The 19,150-nt window shown below is 58.1% G+C and carries 18 protein-coding genes; 1 reads left to right on the plus strand and 17 read right to left on the minus strand.

The features are described from left to right. Window positions 1-39: 39 nt before the first annotated feature. On the plus strand, window positions 40-459 hold the full coding sequence (locus tag ACK4FF_RS11960) for a hypothetical protein (protein WP_409709408.1): 420 nt from the start codon (window positions 40-42) through the stop codon (window positions 457-459). Between the two features lie 58 nt (window positions 460-517). Here ACK4FF_RS11960 and lpxC read toward each other — a convergent pair whose 3' ends face one another. From lpxC to mraZ, 17 genes are all read right to left on the minus strand, one after another. Beyond that, window positions 518-1,438 carry a UDP-3-O-acyl-N-acetylglucosamine deacetylase gene (gene lpxC, locus ACK4FF_RS11965; RefSeq protein WP_409709411.1) on the minus strand — a complete coding sequence of 307 codons (921 nt, stop codon included), beginning with the start codon at window positions 1,436-1,438 and terminating at the stop codon, window positions 518-520. Window positions 1,439-1,580: 142 nt separating this feature from the next. Then, window positions 1,581-2,084: a peroxiredoxin gene (locus ACK4FF_RS11970; RefSeq protein WP_409709414.1), complete on the minus strand. Its 504-nt coding sequence runs from the start codon at window positions 2,082-2,084 to the stop codon at window positions 1,581-1,583. Between the two features lie 205 nt (window positions 2,085-2,289). Next, window positions 2,290-3,453 carry a cell division protein FtsZ gene (gene ftsZ / locus ACK4FF_RS11975; RefSeq protein WP_409709417.1) on the minus strand — a complete coding sequence of 388 codons (1,164 nt, stop codon included), beginning with the start codon at window positions 3,451-3,453 and terminating at the stop codon, window positions 2,290-2,292. Between the two features lie 46 nt (window positions 3,454-3,499). Continuing rightward, window positions 3,500-4,732: a cell division protein FtsA gene (gene ftsA, locus ACK4FF_RS11980; RefSeq protein WP_409709421.1), complete on the minus strand. Its 1,233-nt coding sequence runs from the start codon at window positions 4,730-4,732 to the stop codon at window positions 3,500-3,502. Between the two features lie 27 nt (window positions 4,733-4,759). Then, entirely contained in the window at window positions 4,760-5,542 is a 783-nt protein-coding gene (locus ACK4FF_RS11985) for a cell division protein FtsQ/DivIB (protein ID WP_409709424.1), read from the minus strand. Then, window positions 5,539-6,504 carry a D-alanine--D-alanine ligase gene (locus ACK4FF_RS11990; protein ID WP_409709427.1) on the minus strand — a complete coding sequence of 322 codons (966 nt, stop codon included), beginning with the start codon at window positions 6,502-6,504 and terminating at the stop codon, window positions 5,539-5,541. Before ACK4FF_RS11990 ends, ACK4FF_RS11985 begins: the two co-directional genes overlap by 4 nt. Continuing rightward, complete coding sequence (murC, locus tag ACK4FF_RS11995; RefSeq protein ID WP_409709430.1) at window positions 6,501-7,901, minus strand: UDP-N-acetylmuramate--L-alanine ligase; 1,401 nt, start codon at window positions 7,899-7,901, stop codon at window positions 6,501-6,503. Before murC ends, ACK4FF_RS11990 begins: the two co-directional genes overlap by 4 nt. Beyond that, window positions 7,898-8,962: an undecaprenyldiphospho-muramoylpentapeptide beta-N-acetylglucosaminyltransferase gene (gene murG, locus ACK4FF_RS12000; RefSeq protein WP_409709433.1), complete on the minus strand. Its 1,065-nt coding sequence runs from the start codon at window positions 8,960-8,962 to the stop codon at window positions 7,898-7,900. Before murG ends, murC begins: the two co-directional genes overlap by 4 nt. Beyond that, window positions 8,959-10,221: a putative lipid II flippase FtsW gene (gene ftsW, locus ACK4FF_RS12005; RefSeq protein WP_409709436.1), complete on the minus strand. Its 1,263-nt coding sequence runs from the start codon at window positions 10,219-10,221 to the stop codon at window positions 8,959-8,961. The genes murG and ftsW overlap by 4 nt, the downstream gene beginning before the upstream one ends. Continuing rightward, window positions 10,215-11,687, minus strand: a complete 1,473-nt coding sequence (gene murD / locus ACK4FF_RS12010) for a UDP-N-acetylmuramoyl-L-alanine--D-glutamate ligase (protein WP_409709439.1) — start codon at window positions 11,685-11,687, stop codon at window positions 10,215-10,217. The genes ftsW and murD overlap by 7 nt, the downstream gene beginning before the upstream one ends. 20 nt (window positions 11,688-11,707) lie before the next feature. Next, window positions 11,708-12,862 (minus strand): phospho-N-acetylmuramoyl-pentapeptide-transferase, encoded by a 1,155-nt coding sequence (gene mraY, locus ACK4FF_RS12015; protein WP_409709442.1) that lies wholly within the window; start codon window positions 12,860-12,862, stop codon window positions 11,708-11,710. Beyond that, a complete protein-coding gene (gene murF, locus ACK4FF_RS12020) occupies window positions 12,852-14,240 on the minus strand; it encodes a UDP-N-acetylmuramoyl-tripeptide--D-alanyl-D-alanine ligase (RefSeq protein WP_409709445.1) in 1,389 nt (462 codons plus the stop codon). The genes mraY and murF overlap by 11 nt, the downstream gene beginning before the upstream one ends. Beyond that, window positions 14,233-15,732: a UDP-N-acetylmuramoyl-L-alanyl-D-glutamate--2,6-diaminopimelate ligase gene (locus tag ACK4FF_RS12025; RefSeq protein ID WP_409709448.1), complete on the minus strand. Its 1,500-nt coding sequence runs from the start codon at window positions 15,730-15,732 to the stop codon at window positions 14,233-14,235. The genes murF and ACK4FF_RS12025 overlap by 8 nt, the downstream gene beginning before the upstream one ends. Beyond that, entirely contained in the window at window positions 15,729-17,489 is a 1,761-nt protein-coding gene (locus tag ACK4FF_RS12030) for a peptidoglycan D,D-transpeptidase FtsI family protein (protein WP_409709451.1), read from the minus strand. Before ACK4FF_RS12030 ends, ACK4FF_RS12025 begins: the two co-directional genes overlap by 4 nt. After that, window positions 17,486-17,761: a cell division protein FtsL gene (ftsL, locus tag ACK4FF_RS12035; RefSeq protein ID WP_409709454.1), complete on the minus strand. Its 276-nt coding sequence runs from the start codon at window positions 17,759-17,761 to the stop codon at window positions 17,486-17,488. The genes ACK4FF_RS12030 and ftsL overlap by 4 nt, the downstream gene beginning before the upstream one ends. After that, window positions 17,754-18,695, minus strand: coding sequence for a 16S rRNA (cytosine(1402)-N(4))-methyltransferase RsmH (rsmH, locus tag ACK4FF_RS12040; protein ID WP_409709457.1), 942 nt, complete (start codon window positions 18,693-18,695; stop codon window positions 17,754-17,756). The genes ftsL and rsmH overlap by 8 nt, the downstream gene beginning before the upstream one ends. Window positions 18,696-18,697: 2 nt before the next feature. Beyond that, complete coding sequence (mraZ, locus tag ACK4FF_RS12045; RefSeq protein ID WP_409709460.1) at window positions 18,698-19,126, minus strand: division/cell wall cluster transcriptional repressor MraZ; 429 nt, start codon at window positions 19,124-19,126, stop codon at window positions 18,698-18,700. Window positions 19,127-19,150 lie beyond the last annotated feature (24 nt).

Consider the following 19,150-nt stretch of genomic DNA (forward strand, 5'->3'; position numbering starts at 1 on the left):
GAACCCCCGGTGAAACCCAAGCATTCCCAGTTTTCCCCGATGTCTAGCCTACTGGGCCGCGGCGACACTGCCGGGCTGGTGGCTTTGGCCGAGCAATCAGCCCGGCTGGAGAAAACGTTAAAAAGTTGGCCCGCCCTTCGAGGCGTGACCTTTGCGGTGGGGCCGCTCAAGCAAGACAAGCTCAAGCTGTTTGTGGGCACCCCTTCAGCATTGACCAGGCTGCGCCAATCGCTGCCCAGTTTGCTGGAATTGCTGCAACAACACGGTTGGAATGTTAAACACATTCAACTGCAAGTTCAAACCGGTGCTTCGCTTTCCAAAGCAAACACCCCCAAGGCGAAGCAGGCCTCATTCGGCCCAGCCGCCAGAAAGGCATGGCTTGAACTGGAAAAACAGCTGCCGGAATCACCAGTGCTGGAGGCCACCCGGGCCCTGAACAAGCACCACCGATTCAAATGAACTAACCGCGAGCCCCTGAAACGCAGGCTGAGCGGCCATGATAGTGAAGCCGGGCGGCTTATGCAACCGCCCAGTCGCTTCGAAACACGGTGGGTGTTTCACGAATACTTTCGAAAGTGACTATTTCAAAAGCGGAAGGATCCTTCACCAAAGCCCGGATTAACTGATTGTTAAGGCCGTGGCCGGAGCGAAACGCCTGGTATTCGCCAATGATGGGGTGACCAATCACATACAGGTCACCAATGGCATCCAGAATTTTGTGTTTGACGAATTCATCGTCATAACGCAGGCCATCGGCGTTCAGAATGCGGTATTCGTCCATGACGATGGCGTTGTCCAGGTTCCCGCCTCGGGCTAACCCAATGTTGCGCAGGGTTTCCACGTCCTGTGTGAAACCGAAAGTGCGGGCACGGGCAATGTCTTTGACAAAAGAAGTGCTGGCAAAGTCAATTTCCAGCATTTGCCCGGTCTGATCAATGGCCGGGTGACCGAAATCGATCTCGAACCGCAGCTTGAAGCCGTTGTAGGGTTTGAGGCTGGCGTACTTCAGGCTGGGGCCATCGCCCTCGCGGATTTCAACCGCCTTTTTGACTCGAATGAATTTTTTCAGGGCGGACTGCTCTTCGACACCGGCCTGTTGAATCAGGAAGACGAAGGAAATCGCGCTGCCATCCATGATGGGCACTTCCATGGCATCCAGATCGATGTAGGCATTGTCCACACCCAGCCCGCAGAGGGCCGACATCAAATGCTCGATGGTGGAGACTTTCGCGCCCTCACGCTCCAGCGTGGAGGCCATGCGGGTGTCGCCAATGGCGGAGGCATTGACGGGGAAATCAACGGGCTCAGGCAGGTCCACACGACGGAACACAATGCCCGTGTCAGCCGGCGCTGGCCGCAGGGTCATGGTGACCCGTTTGCCAGAGTGCAGGCCGATGCCGGTGGCACTGAGTACCTGTTTGAGTGTGCGCTGTTTCACGTCGGGTCCTTTTGGAAAACAGGGCAAGTGTACCCAGCCCTGTCTCTAATCCAAAGCAATTTGATGGAATCAATGTTCCAGAATTGCGAAAAACACAACAAGAAGACGTTAACTTACACCAACTTCCGGCATTTCACGCAATTCAGACTTGCGACAGTAGTTTTTCTGCCGCACTGTTCTCAAACGCACCGGGCGGGTCCAGGTTGACCACTTGCACCACGCCATCTTTGACCAGCATTGAATAGCGCTGGGAGCGAACACCCAGGCCACGCGCGGTCAGGTCCAGCTCCATACTCACCTTGCGGGTAAATTCAGCGGAGCCATCGGCCAACATGCGCACTTTTCCATTGGCACCCTGCTCTTTGCCCCAGGCACCCATCACAAACGCATCGTTAACGGATACACACCAGATTTCATCCACCCCACGCTTGGCAAACTCGTCGCGCAGTTGAATGAAGCCCGGCAAGTGCTTGGCTGAACAAGTGGGCGTGTAGGCGCCGGGCAGGGCCAGAATTGCGACGGTTTTACCTGCGGCCTCTTTGGCCACATCAAAGGCATTGGGGCCCAACGCACAACCACCCGTTTCTTCATGGAAGAACTCGTAAACGGTGGCGGCAGGCAGTTTGTCTCCGACTTGAATGCTCATGGTGTACTCCTGAGTAAAACAAATTGGCGCCATTGCTGGCGCCTTGTTGTGGGGAAAGGTTCACACATCTTTAGGGGGCAAGAAGCCCGCAGTCTTCGGCAAAACTGCGAAAACTGCTTCTGGCACCCTTCTGCGCGGATAGGACACGGCCCCGGTTCACATCCCAGGGGCATGCGGGTCCTTTCCCCGTTGAGTCTAAATCAACTCAATCCGCCTGACGACGCAGGAACGCGGGAATGTCAAACTTGTCCATGCCGCTGTTCTGTAGCGCTTCCACGCGAGTGGCTGCACTTTCACGTGGGTTGCGGAACACAGCGGGAATGGACAGGTCTTGCTCGTGGCCACCAACAACATCGTTGGTACCCGTGCGCATCACAGGAACGTATTGCTCGTTGGGCACCAGTTTGGGCTTGGCCACTTTGCGGCCCAGGCCCGTGGCCACCACGGTCACGCGCAATTCGTCGCCCATGCTGTCGTCGTAGGCGGTACCGAAGATCACAGTCGCATCTTCTGCAGCGTAAGCGCGGATGATGTTCATGATTTCTTTGGTTTCTTTCAATTTCAGGCCACGGCTGGCGGTGATGTTCACCAACACACCACGCGCACCGGACAGGTCCACACCTTCCAGCAAGGGCGAAGCAATCGCTTGCTCGGCCGCTTCACGGGCACGGTCAGGGCCATTGGCTGTGGCGGTGCCCATCATGGCTTTGCCGACTTCAGACATGATGGTTTTCACGTCTTCGAAGTCGACGTTCACGTTGCCTTCGACATTGATGATCTCGGCAATACCGGCACACGCGTTGTGCAACACGTCGTCAGCGGCCATGAAGCAATCTTCCTGGGTGGCGTCATCGCCCACCACGTCGAGCAGCTTTTCGTTGAGCACAACGATCAGGCTGTTCACTTTGGAGGTGAGTTGGTCCAACCCTTCTTCGGCCATGCGGTTGCGCTTGGAACCTTCGAACTCAAAAGGCTTGGTGACCACGGCCACGGTCAGGATGCCCAACTCCTGCGCCACTTCGGCCACCACGGGGGCAGCGCCTGTGCCTGTGCCACCGCCCATGCCTGCGGTGATGAACACCATGTGCGCACCACGCAAGGCATCACGGATGCGATCGCGGTCTTCTTCAGCAGCCTGACGGCCCGCCTCTGGTTTGGCGCCTGCGCCCAGGCCAGTGCGGCCCAGTTGGATCAGGGTGTGCGCACCGGTTTTAGCCAGTGCCTGTGCGTCCGTGTTGGCGCAAATGAAATCCACGCCTTGAACGCCCTGGTTAATCATGTGTGCGACTGCGTTGCCACCGGCACCGCCGACACCCACAACCTTGATGACAGTACCCTTGGTCTCTGTCTCGAGTATCTCAAACGACATATTCACTGCCTCCTATCAAAGCGACTTCGCCGAAAATGAAATCAAGTTAAAAATTGCCTAAAAACCATTCCTTCATGCGCTGCATGGTTTGCTTCATGCCACCACCCTGTGAGGCCACTCGGCGGCCCCTGAGGTGCTGTGCGCGTGCTTCCTGCAACAAGCCCATGGCTGTTGCAAATCGGGGTGTGCGGACCATGTCAGCCAGTCCGCCGTTGTATTCGGGCACGCCCACGCGCACCGGTTTCATGAAAATGTCTTCGCCCAGCTCGGCAATGCCTGGCATCAAACTGGTTCCGCCGGTCAGCACGATGCCCGAGGACAACAGCTCTTCGTACCCACTCTCACGCAGCACTTGCTGAACCATCAAAAACAGCTCTTCAATTCGGGGCTCAATGACGGCGGCCAGCGCTTGCTTGGACAGCGTACGGGTGTCCCGCTCGCCAATACCGGGCACATCGATTTTGGCGTGCGGGTCAGCCAGCACCTGCTTGGCCACACCGTGACGCAGCTTGATCTCTTCCGCGTCGGGCGTAGGGGTGCGCAAGGCCATGGCGATGTCGTTGGTGATTTGGTCACCGGCAATCGGAATGACGGCGGTGTGCCGAATGGCGCCACCGGTGAACACGGCGATGTCAGTGGTGCCACCGCCAATGTCGATCAAGGCGACACCCAACTCTTTCTCATCCTCGGTCAGAACGGCCATGCTGGAGGCCAGTGGCTGCAACATCAGGTCTTGCACTTCCAGCCCGCAGCGCCGCACGCACTTGACGATGTTTTGTGCAGCAGACACGGCACCCGTGACAATGTGGACACGGGTTTCAAGGCGCACACCGCTCATGCCCAGGGGCTCGCGCACATCTTCCTGCCCATCAACGATGAACTCTTGAGGCAGCACGTGCAGGATCTGTTGGTCAGTGGGGATATTCACCGCCTTGGCGGTTTCAATCACCCGCGCCACGTCGGCTTGAGTCACTTCACGTTCCTTGATGGCCACCATGCCTGAGGAATTGAAGCTTCGGATGTGGCTTCCGGCAATGCCGGTCAACACCGTGCGAATTTTGCAATCGGCCATCAACTCGGCTTCTTCCAGTGCGGCTTGGATGGATTGCACGGTGGATTCGATGTTGACCACCACGCCCTTCTTCAACCCGCGCGACTCATGCTGCGCCACACCGACCACCTCGAAGCGGCCGTCGGACAGCAACTCCGCCACCATGGCCACCACCTTGGAGGTGCCGATGTCCAGTCCTACAATCAAATCTTTTGGCTCTTTAGTCATGGTGCCCAAACTCTTTCTCAAACCTTGTTAGTTCACTGTCGTGCCGGTGGCCGTTGCTGCGCCATTCAACACCAGTTTCTCGCCCTTGATGGACACACCCCTGGGATAACGCAGGTCGACACTGCTCAACCTGGGCATCACCTCTTTTTGTATTCTTGGCAGAACCTTGACCAAGCGATCCAGCTTGTTTTCAACGCTGAATCCTTCCTGATCACGGCCCAATTCAATTTTCAAACCGCTGTCGGTTTCGATGGCCCAGGCGTACCGGTCTGACAGACGGATACGCGCTGGCCACAGCCCCAAGGCGCGCAGCTTGTCCGACGCAGTGATGTACAGCGTGGATACCAGCAACTCCGAACCAGCCGGGCCTGACAATTGCGCCAGTTCTTTGTCTTCGGCCACCTCGGCCAGGTTGGCCGAGAACACCTCGCCAAAGGTGTTGACGAGCTGGCTTTCCCCCCAGGCCGCCAATGGCTGGTGTTCTTCAATCTGAATGCTCAGGCCGTTCGGCCAGGCCCGCTGAATGGAGGCCTTACGCACCCAGGGCTGCGATTCCACAGCCTTTCGAATATCTTGCAGATTGGCCGAGAAGAAGCTGCCCTTGACCTGCGGCAACACCTGCGAGCGAAAGCCAATCAGGTTGACGCGTTCGACCTGGCCAACCAATTTCACCGTGCGCAATTCAAAAAACGGACGGTTGATGAACCACTGAACAGACGCATAACCCAGCAACACCATCGCCAGGGCAAAAAAGAACCCGGCGATGATGCCCATGAGTTTGTCGTCTTGCCAGATGGCTCCCAGCATCATTGGCTCCTTTGCTGGCCTGTGGCCTTCAAACGGGCACTGGCCGCGATGGTCAAAACCAATTGGTCATATTCGACACCGCTGGCGCGTGCGCTCATGGGCACCAAGGAGTGGTCGGTCATGCCAGGGGAGGTGTTCATTTCCAGCAGCCAAGGCGTCTGGTTGGTGTCCACCAACACATCGGCCCTGCCCCAGCCTGCACAACCCAGCACCTGATACGCCTTCACGCACATGGCCTGCACCTGGCTTTCCAGCTCAGCGGGCAATTCGCTGGGGCAGAAGTAGCGGGTTTCGTTGCCGATGTATTTGTTGTGGTAGTCGTAATTGCCTTCGGGCGCCTGAATGCGAATAACGGGCAAGGCGTGGGCATCTGCCCCCTCACCCATCACAGGCACGGTCAGTTCCATACCCGCAATGAATTTCTCTGCCAGTACATTAGGGTCGTAGCGGTAAGCCAGGTCAAATGCGGCTTGAAGGTCTGCTTCGGATTTCACCTTGGTCAAACCCAAGGTGGAGCCTTCTTGCGCAGGCTTGACAATCAAGGGCAGGCCCAAGCGGTTCACCACGGCTTTCACATCAAAACCGGGCGTTAAGCGCACATAATCGGGGGTGTTCAGGCCTTCGCTCAGCCACACAGCCTTGGTCAGAATTTTGTCCATGGCCAAGGCAGAGGCGGTCACGCCACTGCCGGTGTACGGAATGTGCAGGCTTTCGAGTACGCCCTGAATGGTACCGTCTTCACCGAATCGGCCATGCAGGGCAATCACCGCGCGGTCATAACCTCCTTGGGCCAATTCAACCACGCTGCGTTCGGCAGGGTCGAAGCCATGAGCATCCACGCCCTGACGCAGCAAGGCGGCCAGCACCATGCTGCCGGATTTCAACGACACTTCACGTTCAGCCGATGGGCCACCAAACAGCACCACCACTTTGCCCAGGCTTTTGGGGTCGATTGTCGCTGTCATGCACCCACCCCTTTGGCACTGTTGACCAAGCGCGCAGGCAAGCCACCAATGGACCCGGCACCCATGGTGATCAGCAAGTCACCCTCACGCAGAACATTCAACACTGTACTTTCCATGTCATCGAGATTTTCTACAAAAATCGGTTCGGTACGGCCTGCCACTCGAACAGCGCGGGCCAGTGAGCGCCCATCGGCGGCCACAATGGGGGCTTCTCCGGCGGCATACACTTCGGAGAGAATCACCAGGTCTGGCGTGCCGAGCACTTTCACAAAATCTTCGAAGCAGTCGCGGGTACGGGTGTATCGATGTGGCTGGAAGGCCAGAACCAAGCGCTTCTCCGGGTAAGCTCCACGCGCGGCGGCCAGTGTAGCTGCCATTTCCACCGGGTGATGACCGTAGTCATCCACCACCATGAATGTGCCTCCGTCCTTGGCAGGCAGTTCGCCGTAATGCTGGAAACGACGCCCAACACCATTGAATTTTTCCAGTGCAGCAACAATGGCTTCGTCAGCCACACCGACTTCTGTGGCCACGGCGATGGCCGCCAGCGCGTTGCGAACGTTGTGCTCGCCGGGCAGGTTCAGAGTGATATCCAACGGGGGATCATCTTCCCGAAGTACGGTGAACTTCATTTGGCCAGCGCAGGCCTGTACATCAATCGCCCTGATCTGCGCTTGGTCAGACAGGCCATAGGTGACCATCGGCTTGGACACAAAGGGCATGATCTCCCGCACGCATGCATCATCCACGCACACGGCGGCGATGCCATAGAAAGGCAGGCGCTGGGTGAATTCAACAAAGGCCTGCTTCAGGCGGGCAAAATCATGGCCATAGGTGTCCATGTGGTCGGCATCAATGTTGGTGATGATGGCGATCACCGGCATCAGGTTCAGGAATGAGGCATCCGATTCATCGGCTTCCACCACCATGAATTCGCCAGTGCCCAGTTTGGCGTTGGCACCGGCCGAGTTCAGACGTCCACCAATCACGAAGGTGGGGTCAAGTTTGCCTTCAGCCAAAATACTGGCCACCAAACTGGTGGTGGTGGTTTTGCCGTGAGTACCTGCAATCGCAATGCCTTGTTTGAGGCGCATCAGCTCGGCCAGCATCACCGCACGTGGCACCACAGGGATGCGACGCGCACGTGCGGCCAGCACCTCGGGGTTGCTGCCACTGACTGCAGTGGAAGTCACCACCGCATCGGCACCTTCGATGTGTTCAGCCGCATGGCCGATCTTCACGTCTATCCCGATGGAGGCCAAGCGATTGGTCACTGCAGAGGCGTTCAGATCAGAACCGCTGACTTTGTAACCGAGGTTGCGCAGTACTTCGGCAATGCCGCTCATGCCGGACCCACCGACCCCTACAAAATGAACATGTTTGACTTTGTGTTTCATGATCGTGCAAGCCGCTCTAAGGTGTTGACCACGTGTGTCGTGGCTTCTGGTTTGGCCAGGGCTTTGGCCTTGACGGCCACCTGGGCACAGGTCTCGCGTGTCAGGCTCTGAAGCCATTTCGCCAAGGCTTGAGCGTTCAATTCGGTTTGCTGCATCAACCAGCCTGCACCTTGCGCCACCAGGAATTGGGCATTGCTGGTTTGATGGTCATCCACTGCGTGGGGAAACGGGACAAACAACGCAGCCACGCCGATGGCCGCCACTTCGGCCACGGTCATGGCCCCGGCGCGGCAGATCACCAAGTCAGCACTGGCCATGGCACTGGCGACATCGTCAATGAAAGCCACCGCCTCGGCATTGACCTGCGCCTGCGCGTAGTTGGCCTGAAGTTGTGGCAGGTTTTGCTCGCCGGATTGGTGAACCACCTGAGGCCGATCGTGGGGTTGCAACAAGGCCAGCGCCTGAGGCACGGTGGCGTTCAAGGCTTGAGCCCCAAGGCTGCCACCCAGCACCAGCAGCTTCAAGGGCCCGCTACGCAGGCTGTAACGCGCTGCTGGGTCGTCCTGGCTGATCACGCTGGCGCGAACAGGGTTCCCCACCCAATCGGCACCTGGCAAAGCCTGGGGAAAAGCCACGAGGTTTTTATCGGCCAGCTTGGACAGCACGCGGTTGGTGAGGCCCGCCACCGAATTTTGCTCGTGCACCACCAAAGGCACATTGAACAGACTGGCCATCATGCCCATGGGGAAGGCCACATAACCGCCCATCCCCAACACAACGTCGGGACGCACACGCCTCAAAATGCCGACGCTGGCCGCAAAGGCTCGCAACAGCTTCATCGGCATCAACATTTGCTGCAACAACCCTTTGCCACGAAAGCCGGCAAACACCAGCGCATGCAGCGGCACGCCGTGCTGGGGTACCAAACGCCCTTCCATGGCAGCCGGGTTGCCTGCCCAGTGAACAGCCCACCCCTGCTTGCGCAGTTGTTCGGCCACACTCAAGCCGGGGAAAATATGGCCACCGGTGCCACCGGCAACGATCAATGCGGTTCGGCTCATCCCACAGCCCCCCCACGCATCATCAAGCGGTTTTCGTAATCCACCCGCAGCACCATGGCCAAGGCCACGCAGTTGACCATGATGGCGGAGCCACCATAACTCATCAGCGGCAAAGTCAGCCCTTTAGTCGGCAGCAGCCCAAGGTTCACACCCATGTTGATGAAGCACTGGACACCAATCCAGATGCCCACACCTTTGGCCATCAATCCATTGAATGTTTTCTCCAAGGCGATGGCTTGCGAACCGATGCGGAAACACCGCAACACAATGAATGCGAACAAGCTGATCACCAACGCCACACCCACAAAACCGAGCTCTTCGCCAATCACCGCCATGATGAAGTCGGTGTGCGCCTCGGGCAGGTAATGCAGCTTCTCTACGCTCCCCCCCAAGCCAACCCCGAAGGTTTCACCGCGCCCGAATGCAATCAGCGAGTGGGACAGTTGGTAGGCTTTGTTCTGGGCATTGTCGCCGCTCCAAGGGTCGAGATATGCCAGCAAGCGGGCCCGACGGTAGTCGTTGAATGCAATCAACAGAATGAAGGCTACAACCAGACTTAACAGGATGGTGAAGAACACCCTGGCATTGATGCCCCCCAAAAACAGAATGGCGAACACCACAGTGACAATCACAATGAAGGCACCCATGTCAGGTTCGAGCAGCAACAACATGCCCACCAAGGTCATGGCGGCGGCCATGGGGCCGAGTACCTTGCTGAGTTTCTGCATGTGGCTTTGTTTGCGCACGGCATAATCGGCGGCATACAAAATGGCGCACACCTTCATCAACTCGGAGGGCTGGATATTGAGCACGTACAAGGACAACCAGCGGCGTGCGCCGTTGACTTCCTTGCCGATGCCCGGAATCAACACCAGCACCAGCAAACCGATGCATGACAGGAACAGCAAGGGGGCCAATTGCTGCCAACTTTTGCTGGGAATCTGAAATGCAAAGAAGGCCAGGCTGAAGGCCACCACCATCGCAAAGGCATGGCGCACCAGGAAATGCGTGGGCGCATAGTTGGTGTATTTGGTGGAATCGGGCAGGGCTACGGTGGCCGAGTACACCATCACCAAGCCCAGAAACAACAAGGCCAGCGTGCACCAAATCAACGCTTGATCCAGCGCTTGAGCGGGGTTGGCCACCAGGCCCGGGTTCCGGTTAAAACCGTACACCGCTGACGCACCCGGCACACCTGCGGGCACCAGGTTTTTCATGGGCATGTCGGGCTTGCCGCGGTTCAACCATTTCTTCAGCATGGTTGCCCCCTGTCAGCGGCCAGTTCACGCACGGTGCTGATGAACACTTCAGCCCGGTGCACGTAGTTGCGGAACATATCGAGGCTGGCACAGGCCGGGCTCAAGAGCACACAATCCCCCGCCTTGGCCAACGTGGCCGACAGGGCAACCGCTTGCTCCAGGCTGTCTGCCAGTTGCACAGGCACACCCGTGGGTTGCAGAGCCTGCGCAATGGCATGCCTGTCTTTCCCGATCAACACAGCGGCTTTGCAGGCTGCAGACACGGCTGCGGCCAATGGCCCGAAATCCTGGCCCTTGCCATCGCCCCCGGCAATCAACACCATGGGACGGCTTAAACCCTGAAGGGCTGCAACGGTTGCACCGACATTGGTGCCTTTGCTGTCATCGAAGTAATCCACACCATCAACTTGCAGCACAAACTCGACACGGTGTGGCTCGCCTTTGTAGGTGCGCAGCCCATGCAACAACTTGGCCATGGGCAACCCCAAACCAAGGCACAGAGACAATGCGGCCAGTGCATTGGCGGCATTGTGCAAGCCGACCACCAGTAGGGCGTCGGTGGGCATCAACAACTTGCTGGCTGTTTCAATGACTTCGTGTTTACCCCGGCGCCCGCCTGAAGCCTCTTGCACAGGGTACGCCTGGCTCAGCCAGAGCATGCCCCCTTCGCGGGACAAGCCCAAGTCTCCGGCGCGCGTGGGTGCATTCAAACCAAACGTGACTCGATTAGCCCCTTCGGGCATGGGGGCTTGGTCAACAATCGGGTCATCCCGATTGACCACACACACCGCACCGGACGTGAATATGCGGAACTTGTCCGCCGCATATTCGGCCATGTCCGCATGCCAGTCCAGGTGATCCTGCGTGATGTTCAACACGGCAGAAGCATCGCAACGCAAACGCGTGGTCCAATGCAACTGAAAACTTGATAACTCAAGCACCCACACCTCGGGTAAGGTGTCGCTGTCCAGCGCGGCGCGCAAGGCGTCGAGTGCGGCAGGGCTAATGTTGCCCGCAGCCAGGGCAGATTTTCCTGCGTGGCCCACAAGGCACTCCACCATTTTTGTGGTGGTTGTTTTCCCGTTGGTGCCCGTGATGCCGACCACCTTGGGCGTATAGCCTTGGGTGTGTTGCAGGTCAACCAACGCATCGGCAAACAAATCAAGTTCAGAATCAACCGGTGTACCTTGGGCTGCAGCCAGTTCGGTCACAGTACGCATCAAGGGATGGTGAGGAGGCAAGCCGGGCGACACCACCACGCGGTCGAACGCCCAATCCACACCATTCAGATCGGTCAGGCAAACCACGGCATCAGACTCTGCCTGCAGCTGCGCAAGCCCCGGGGGCGTGGCCCGTGTATCCACGATGGTCAACCGTGCGCCCTGGCGTAACGCCCAGCGCGCGCAAGCCAGCCCAGACTCTCCGAGCCCGACCAACAGCACCGATTGATTGTTCAATGAATTCACGACATCAGCCTTTGTTCAAATCAACGCAACTTCAGGGTAGACAAACCCGCCAACACCAACATCATGGTGATGATCCAGAAGCGGACCACCACCTGCGTTTCCTTCCAGCCACCCAGTTCGTAGTGGTGGTGCAAGGGAGCCATTCGGAAAACCCGCTTACCGCCGCTGTACTTGAAGTACAGCACCTGAATCATCACCGACAGGGTTTCAGCCACAAACACACCACCCATGATGAACAACACAATTTCCTGGCGAACAATGACGGCGACCGTGCCCAGCGCACCACCCAGCGCCAAGGCACCGACATCACCCATGAACACTTGTGCGGGGTAGGCATTGAACCAAAGAAAGGCCAGGCCAGCCCCTGCAATCGCTGCCAGGAATACGGCCAACTCGCCCGCGCCGGGGATGAACGGCAACAGCAGGTATTTGGAATACACCGCATTACCGGCCACATAAGCAAACACAGCCAGCGCTGATGCCACCAAGACGGTGGGCATGATAGCCAGGCCATCCAAACCATCGGTCAGGTTCACCGCATTGCTGGTGCCCACAATCACGAAGTAGGACAGCGCAATGAAGCCCCACACACCCAGGGGGTAAGAAATGGATTTGAAGAAAGGGACGATCAGGTCAGCGTTGTTGGGCAGACGCATGGAAAAGCCACTGTCCACCCACTCCTTGAACATGGCCAGAACGCCCATTTCATTGGTGGCTGATACGGCAAAAGCCAAATAAAACGCCGCCAGCAAACCCACCACGCTTTGCCAGAAGTATTTCCACTTGGCAGGCAAACCCTTGGGGTTGCGATACACCACCTTGCGGTAGTCGTCGACCCAACCCACCCAGCCGAAGCCGAAGGTCACAATCATGACCACCCACACAAACCGGTTGCTGAGGTCAGCCCACAGCAAGGTGGAAATACCGATGCCAATCAGCACCAGTGCACCACCCATGGTAGGCGTTCCTGCTTTGGCCAAATGGGTTTGGGGGCCATCATCGCGAACGGCTTGGCCAATTTTGTACTGAGTCAACTTGCGGATCACCATCGGGCCAGCCAGCAGGCCTACAGCCAAGGCTGTACCACAGGCCAGCACGGCCCGCAGCGTCAGGTAGTTGAATACTCCGAACGCCCGAATGTCTGCCGCAAGCCATTGTGCAAGCTCAAGCAACATGGTTGGTCTCCCCCGCAGGCTGATACTGCGCCTTGATGGCATTGACGACCCGCTCCATCTTCATGAAGCGAGATCCTTTCACCAGCACTGTCCACTGGCCTTTTTGTAATGTGTTGATCACGGCGTTGTTCAAATCATCAATGTTGTCAAAGTGTTCAGCGCCCGCCCCAAATGCGCTGACGGTGTGGCGTGTGGCCTGGCCCAAGGCATACAGGTTGGCAATGCCTAACTGGCTGGCCACCAGCCCCACTTCCGTGTGGTATTCGTCCGACTGGTCGCCCACCTCACCCATGTCGCCCAGCACCAGCAAGGTGGGCTTGGGCAGCGAAGCCAAGACCTGACTGGCGGCATTCACAGAATCGGGGTTGGCGTTGTAGGCGTCGTTGATCAGGGTGAGGCTTGGGGTTCGCAGCACAATTTCCAATCGCCCCCACACTGGGGTGAATGACTCAAGGCCATTGACCACATCGTGCAGCGTGCACCCACCCGCCAAGGCCGCAGCCGCAGCCCCGGCTGCGTTCTGGTGATTGTGTTCACCCATGAATTTAGGCTTGAAGGTGGCTACACCGCTGGGCGTTACACAGGCCAATTCAGCAGGGTTGTCGCCAGCCACCACCGACACGGCACCACCCTGCCCGAACTCACTCGCCGAGGAACCCCGGTTTTGGGACAACCAGACTTCACGATAGGGGCTGTTGGCCGGAAACACTGCAGTACCCGCAGTGGCCAGCCATTCAAATGCAGACCCGTTTTCGCGCGCCACCGCCTCCACAGTTTTCATGAATTCCTGGTGTTCGCGCTGGGCGTTGGTCAACAACACCACATCGGGTTTGACCAAACTGGCCAAGTACGCAATTTCGCCCTCATGGTTCATGCCCATTTCAACCACCGCGGCGCGGTGTCGGGTATTGAGACGAAGCAGCGTGAGGGGCACGCCAATTTCATTGTTCAGGTTGCCCTGGGTCACCAGCACCGCGTCCTCACCGTGGTGGGCACGGCAAATACTCGCCAGCATTTCTTTGCTGGTTGTCTTGCCATTGCTGCCCACAACGGCCAGCACAGGCAGTTTGAACTGCGCACGCCAGGCCGCAGCAATTGCCCCCAAGGCCTTGGTAGTGTCGGGCACGACGTACTGCGGCACGGCCAAATCGAGTGGGCGGCTGACCACCAACGCGCTGGCACCCGCCTTGACCACATCAGCAGCGAAATCGTGGGCATCAAAACGTTCGCCCTTCAGACACACAAACACCTCACCGGCCTTCACCTGACGGCTATCGGTAGACACACCAGCGTAGGCTTGCTCCGTGTCATCGCGGCCCGTGTCTTGCGTACCCAAGGCTTGCTGAATCAGAGTCGACGTCAAACGCAGTTCAGGCATGGGCCCTCCTGCGAGTCAACAAGTCCTTGGCGATCTCTGCATCACAATGAGCAAGGGTGAGGCTTCCAATCGTCTGGGTTTGCTCATGCCCTTTGCCAGCCAGCAAGACCACGTCATTGGAGTGCGCCGCTTCAAGCACTTGGGCAATGGCAGCGCGACGGTCAACCTCAGTTTGAACATGCCCACGGTCTTGATCCGATATGCCTGCCAAAATGTCGGCGATGATGCTCTCGGGCGCCTCTCCCCTGGGGTTGTCTGAAGTCACCCAAACCGCATCGCTCAGGCTGGCAGCAATCTGCCCCATCTGCGGCCGCTTGCTCCGGTCTCGGTCACCGCCACAACCAAACAGGGTCAACAGGCGCCCACCGGCTTGGGTGGCCAAGGGCTTGAGTGTGTTGATGACGCTGCGCAAGGCCTCGGGGGTGTGTGCATAATCCACCACCACACAAGGCTGATCGTGTACCCATTGCATACGACCCGGCGGTGGCGTGACCACACCCACAGCCCGTTGAATGGCAGCCCAAGCAAACCCGCAACTGTGCAGGACCAAGGCCACCAGCGCCAGATTCTCGGCATTGAACTGCCCGACAATTCGCGCATTCAATGCAACGGTTTCGTCCACCCCCACCAGTTCAAACTGCATGCCTTTGGCGTGAACCTGAAGGTCTCGGATCGCATGTGCATTGACTTGCGGCTCGGCACCGAGGCGATAGACCCTTGCGCCACCCCGAGTAGCCTCGGCGGCAAAGTGCTCACCAAAGGAATCGAGCTGGTTCACCACCGCTGCGGGCAAACCAGGCCAACGCGCCAGAATCAGTTTGGCCTCGCCATACGCCTGCATGGTGTGGTGGTAATCCAGATGGTCCTGCGTCAAGTTGGTGAACGCGGCGCAGCGCAGGGCCACGCGCTCAAGGCGACCTTGGTCAAGCCCAATACTGGACGCCTCAATACACACCCATCGCACACCTTGTCGCCCAAGTTCATGGAGCAGGTGGTGAACACCCACCACATCCGGCGTTGTGAGGCCCGAATGAGGACTCAACGCATCGGGTGCGCCATAGCCCAAAGTACCAATGACCGCCGCCTGTTCGCCCAAAGCATTGAGTGCCTGAGCCAACCAGCGGGTCACGGTCGTTTTTCCATTGGTGCCCGTCACCGCAATCACAGCCGGGCTTTTCTCGTGTGTGGCGTAATAGCGCTGAGCCAGTTCGGCCAGCATGCTGCGCAAGTTCATCACGGGCACCACGTGGGAGCTTTGGTAAGCCCGCTGCGCATCGTGCTCCACCAACACCAGACCGCATCGATTCTCGCGAATCAAATCGTCTGCCAAATTGCGTGGATCAAACCGCTCGCCAGGCACCGCCAACAGCACATCACGCGGCCCACCCAAACGTCGGTGGTCTGTCACCAACGCCGAGCAATCCGCGAAGTGGCCCAAAGCATGCAGCTCGGCCAACACTTCATCCACACTGTGCAGAAAGGCGCTGTTCATAGGCTTTTCCCCGCAGGTCCTTGAACATAGCGTTTCAAGTCCTCGCCCGGCGTTACCGCATCAGGCTGCACGTTCAGACGCGTCAACACACTTTTGGTGACATTTGAGAACACGGGTGCAGCCACCAAACCGCCGTAATACACGCCCGTACTTGGCTCATCCACCATCACAGCAATCACCACACGCGGGTTGGAGACTGGCGCCAAGCCCACGAATGAGGACACGTACTTGTTCACATACCGGCCACCTTCCTGCTTGTGCGCAGTGCCGGTTTTACCCGCAACCCGATACCCCTGAACCTGTGCTTTGGGCGCGGTCCCATCAGGGCCTGCTGCCAGTTCAAGCATGTTCAACATGGATGCGGCCACGTCAGGCTTGATCACCTGCAAACCCTGCGGCACTTCGCCATGCGGGTGTTTCACCAACGACACCGGGACAAACCGGCCTTGGTTGGCGAAAATGGTGTAGGCCTGCGCCAATTGAATCAGTGACACAGAAATGCCGTGCCCATAGGACATGGTGGCCTGCTCAATGGGGCGCCACTTGGCCCATGGCCGCACGCGGCCCGAGGCCGCACCCGGAAATGCATTCGACGGGGCCTGACCAAAACCCACCATGTGGAAGAAGTCCCACATGTCCTTGCGCTCAAGCTCAAGCGCAATCTTGGTGGTGCCCACGTTGCTGGACATCTGAATCACCTCCGACACCGAGATCACGCCATGAGGCTTGGTGTCATTGATGGTCGCGGGGCCGATGGTCAGCTTGCCGTTGCCCGTGTCAATTCGAGTGCCCGGTTTAATCTTGCCTTGATTCAATGACAAAGCCACCGCAAAAGGCTTCAGGGTTGAGCCGGGCTCGAACATGTCGGTGAACACGCGATTGCGCAACTTAGCGCCGTGCAGGTCACCCCGATTGTTGGGGTCGTAGGTCGGAATGTTGGCCATCGCCAACAACTCCCCTGTTTTGGCATCGAGCACCACCGCGGCAGCCGCTTTGGCTTTATGGGTTTCAACCGCGCGGCGCAACTCGGATAACACGATGTATTGCACATCCGCATCCACCGACAGGGTAATGTCCTGGCCGTTGACGGGCGGGCGCAATTCGCGGGTGTCCTCAATCACATTGCCCAAACGGTCACGCAACACACTGCGCTCACCGTTCTCGCCGGTTAAGGTTTGGTCAAAGGCCAGTTCAACACCCTCTTGGCCTTTGTCTTCGATGCTGGTGAAGCCCACCAAATGGGCCATCGCTTCACCTTGTGGGTAATAGCGCTTGCTTTCATTGATAAAGCCCAAGCCCGGAATTTTCAGGGCCTTCACCTTGGCCACTCGGTCTTGGTCAACCTGCCTGTCCAAATACACAAAATGGCGCTTGGCATCGCCACGCACCTGCTTGATCAAGCGGTCGCTTTTCAAGCCGAGGATGTCGGCCAACTGCCGCAGTTTGTCCTCTGGCGCATCATAAATACGACGCCCGTCGTACCAAATCGTCAAGGCGGGGACACTCTGGGCCAGCACCACATTGTTGCGGTCCATCAAGGTGCCACGCACAGCCGGCAGCGGCAGTGTGCGCTCCATGCGCTTGGCGCCCTGCTCTTGCAGGAAGTCATTGGAAATAATCTGAAGATACGCCGCGCGTGCAATCAAGCCCGCAAAGCCAGCAAACAGGCCGAGCAAAACCAAGCGCGACCGCCATGCTGGCAGCCGCGATTCAAGCAACTCAGATCCACCAAATTTAACGGCCCTGGTTTTGCTCAAGGGTGGCCTCCGTCAAATGGCATGAACACCACCGACCCGGTTGCAGGCGGCCCCATTTTCAATTCCTTGCGGGCCACGGCATCCACCCGCTCACCCTTGGCGTAAGCCACCTGCTGCAACTGCAAGCGGGTAAATGCCACCTCCAGTTGGCGCTCAGCCTCCTGCTCGGTACCCAGAGTAATGAACAAGCGCCGCGCATTGTGCTGCAGTTCCACCACCTGCATGGCACAGAAAATCACCAAACCCATCAGCAGCACATTGAACCTACCCATGAGCCACCTCCGCCAGCTTTTCAGCCAGACGCAGCACCGAAGAACGGGCGCGCGGGTTGGCTGCAGACTCCGCAGCATCGGGTTTGACACGGCCCAGCTTGCGCATCAACGGCACCGGCTCTTTCACTGGCAGTTTGCGCAGGCGAATGTCCTGCACAGCCTTGGGGTTGGCCAGCTTTTCAATGAATTGCTTAACCATGCGGTCCTCCAGCGAATGAAAACTGATCACCGCCATGCGGCCACCCACCTTCAAACGCTGGAATGCAGCACTTAAACCCTGTTCGAGCTGCGCAAGCTCCTGGTTGACGTGAATCCGTAAAGCCTGAAAGGTGCGCGTGGCAGGGTCCTGGCCCGGTTCGCGCGTGCGTACTGCCCCTGCCACGATCTGGGCAAGGTCGAGTGTTGTAGAGATCGGCCGCTCTTGGCGGCGAGCAACAATCGCTGTTGCAATCTGAAAAGCAAACCGTTCTTCCCCATAATTCTTGATCACCTCACTGATTTCCCGGACCTGCGCCCGAGCGAGAAATTCGGCCGCTGACTCTCCAGCCTGCGGATCCATGCGCATGTCCAAGGGACCATCTTTTCGAAAACTGAAACCCCGTTCCGCTTGGTCGATCTGCGGGGAAGACACCCCGATGTCCATCAACACGCCATCGACGCGCTCAACCCCCAAGCCATCCAGGGCCTGAGCAAGCTCAGCGAAGGCCGAGTGAACACCGGTGAAACGCGAATCGTGAATCTGACTCATGGCGTTGATCGCCTCGGGATCGCGATCGAGGGCCAACAAACGGCCATCCGGCGCCAAGCGCTCAAGGATGGCGCGGCTGTGCCCACCACGCCCAAAGGTGCAGTCCAGATAGATGCCATGCGGGTTGTGCAACAGCCCTGCAACCGTGGGCTCAAGAAGCACGGGAATGTGGCCATGAGTACTCACTTTCAGAAGCTGAAGTCGTTCAGTGATTCAGGCATGCCCTGGGCAATTGCCTTGTCCTCTTCCACTTTCAACAACGTGGAATCCCAAATCTCGAAATGGCTACCCATGCCGAGCAACATCACATCCTTGTTCAACGACGCGGCCTCACGCAGCTCGGGCGACACCAAAATGCGCCCAGCCGAGTCAATGTCCACATCTGTTGCAAAACCCAGGAAGATCCGCTGCCAAGGACGGGCAGACATGGGCCAGGCCGCGATTTTCTGGCGATGCTCTTCCCACACGGGGCGGGGAAACATCAGCAGGCAGCCGTTGGGGTGTTTCGTCAGCGTCAAGGCCCCTGCGCACTGATCCATCAGCGCGTCACGATGCTTTTGGGGCACATTCATGCGCCCTTTGGCATCCATCGACAGGGAAGAGCTGCCTTGAAACACTCGAAATTAACCCCACAAAAATAC

This window comes from Limnobacter sp. (assembly GCF_046297615.1).
Taxonomy (GTDB): Bacteria; Pseudomonadota; Gammaproteobacteria; order Burkholderiales; family Burkholderiaceae_B; genus Limnobacter.